General features: G+C 66.5%; 2 protein-coding genes. Both read left to right on the top strand.

Annotated elements, in window-relative coordinates; genetic code table 11:
• A partial coding sequence (locus Q7W29_02480; protein MDO9170676.1) for a cytochrome C occupies positions 1-1,731 on the top strand: 1,731 nt, incomplete at its 5' end.
• A 216-nt stretch (positions 1,732-1,947) separates the two neighbouring features.
• A partial coding sequence (locus Q7W29_02475; GenBank protein MDO9170675.1) for a VCBS repeat-containing protein occupies positions 1,948-2,205 on the top strand: 258 nt, incomplete at its 3' end.

The following is a 2,205-nucleotide window of genomic DNA, read 5'->3' as shown; positions in this document are numbered from 1 at the left end:
ACGCTGCTGGCGCGCGGCGACCCCGACGCGCCGCAGTGCCGCACCTGCCACGGCACGCACGGCACCCGGCTGCACCTCGATCCCCGCTCGCCCACGTACGTCAGCAACGTCGCCGCGCTGTGCGCGGAGTGCCACGGGGCCGGCGGCAAGGCCGACGTCCGCTACACCGGCCGCGACAAGGGCATGGTGGAGAACTACGCCGAGAGCGTGCACGGGCGGGCCATCCAGCAGAGCGGCCTGGTCGTCTCGGCGACCTGCACCGACTGCCACACGGCCCACCACGTCCTGCCGCAGACCGACGTGCGCTCGACCATCAACCGCAGCCGGATCGTGGACACCTGCGCCCGCTGCCACCAGGGCATCTTCGAGACCTTCCGCAACAGCATCCACTTCACGGGACAGGAGCGCGACGGCGTCCTGCTGCCGATGTGCAACGACTGCCACTCCTCGCACGAGATCACCGAGACCGACGCCCAGGGCTTCATGCACGAGATCGTCACCACCTGCGGCCACTGCCACGAGGAGGTCACGGAGTCCTACTTCGAGACGTTCCACGGCAAGGTCGTCAAGCTGGGCTACACCGAGACGGCCAAGTGCCAGGACTGCCACGGCTCCCACGACATCCTGCCGCCGGACGACCCGGCCTCGTCGCTCTCGCGCGGCAACATCGTGGCCACCTGCGCCCAGTGCCACCCGGAGTCGCACCGACGTTTCGCCGGCTACCTGACCCACGCCACACACCACGACAAGGACAAGTACCCGTTCATCCACTACACGTGGCTGTTCATGACGGCGCTGCTGGTGGGCACCTTCGCCTTCTTCGGCATCCACACGCTGCTGTGGCTGCCGCGCTCGATCATGGCCCTGAAGCACTCGCGCCAGCTGCGCCGCGACCAGCAGCCGGGCGAGAAGCAGTTCCGCCGTTTCCAGCGCCTGCCGCGCTACCTGCACATCCTGGTGATCGTCAGCTTCCTGGGCCTGGCGGTCACCGGCATGACCCTGAAGTTCTCCTACTTCGGGTGGGCGCAGTGGATCTCCCACGCCCTGGGCGGCTTCCAGGGCACCGGCGTGATCCACCGCCTCTGCGCGCTGATCACGTTCTTCTACTTCACGCGCCACATCATCGACATCTTCTGGCGCAAGAAGCAGTCCGGCCTGGGCTGGGCGGGATTCCTGGCCGGCCCCAACTCGATGATGCCCAAGAAGCGCGACGGCGTGGAATTCGTGCAGACGATCCGCTGGTTCGTCGGCCTGGGGCCGCGACCCGAGTACGGGCGCTGGACCTACTGGGAGAAGTTCGACTACTTCGCGGTGTTCTGGGGCGTGGGCATGATCGGCCTGTCCGGGCTCATCCTGTGGTTCCCCGAGGCGTTCACCCGCGTGTTGCCGGGCTGGTTCGTCAACGTGGCGACCATCATCCACTCCGACGAGGCGCTGCTGGCGACCGGCTTCATCTTCACGGTGCACTTCTTCAACACGCACTTCCGGCCCGACCGCTTCCCGATGGACCCGGTCATCTTCACCGGCCGGATGTCCCTGGAGGAGTTCAAGGCGGACCGGCCCCGCGAGTACCGCGAACTGGTCGAGTCCGGGGAGCTGGAGAAGCACCTGGTCGACCCCCTGACGCCGAACATGGTCAGGGCGCTCAAGGTATTCGGCTTCACGGCGCTCACGATCGGGTTGAGCCTGATCGTCCTGATCATCTGGGCGGAGATCTTCGGGTACCGCTGATGCGGACCTCTCTCGGGTAGCGCCGGGAACGAAAATAGGGTATTCATATGGCCACGGCTTGCTTGGGCCTCGGGCTTTTCCGAGGCTCAAGTTCTTCCCCCGCCAGCCGATAAATGATATTAAGTTAGATTTGGTGTAGAATTGAACGGCGCTGCCTGGACGACTCCGCAGGTGCGGTGGTCGTCCGACGCCTGTCTGTCAGTGGAAAGGACATCCATGATGTTCCCGACGAAGAAGTCCGCGTGCCGCCCCTGTGCGGTCGTCCTGCTGTCGATCCTGCTCGCCGTCGCCGCCGGACCCGCCGCGGCCCAGTGGACGGACGCGACCACGCCCGTCCTGGCGGACGCGCTGCCCAGCCACGGCGTGTCCTGGGCCGACTTCGACCTGGACGGGGACCTGGACATCTACCTGGCGAACAACGGCGTCAACAAGCTGTTCCGCAACGGCGGCGAGGACCCCGGCAACCCCGGCCAG

The organism is bacterium (genome assembly GCA_030654305.1).
Classification (GTDB): Bacteria; Krumholzibacteriota; Krumholzibacteriia; order LZORAL124-64-63; family LZORAL124-64-63; genus PNOJ01.
Note: the sequence above shows the minus strand (reverse complement) of the source record. Positions and strands in the feature narration are given on the sequence as shown.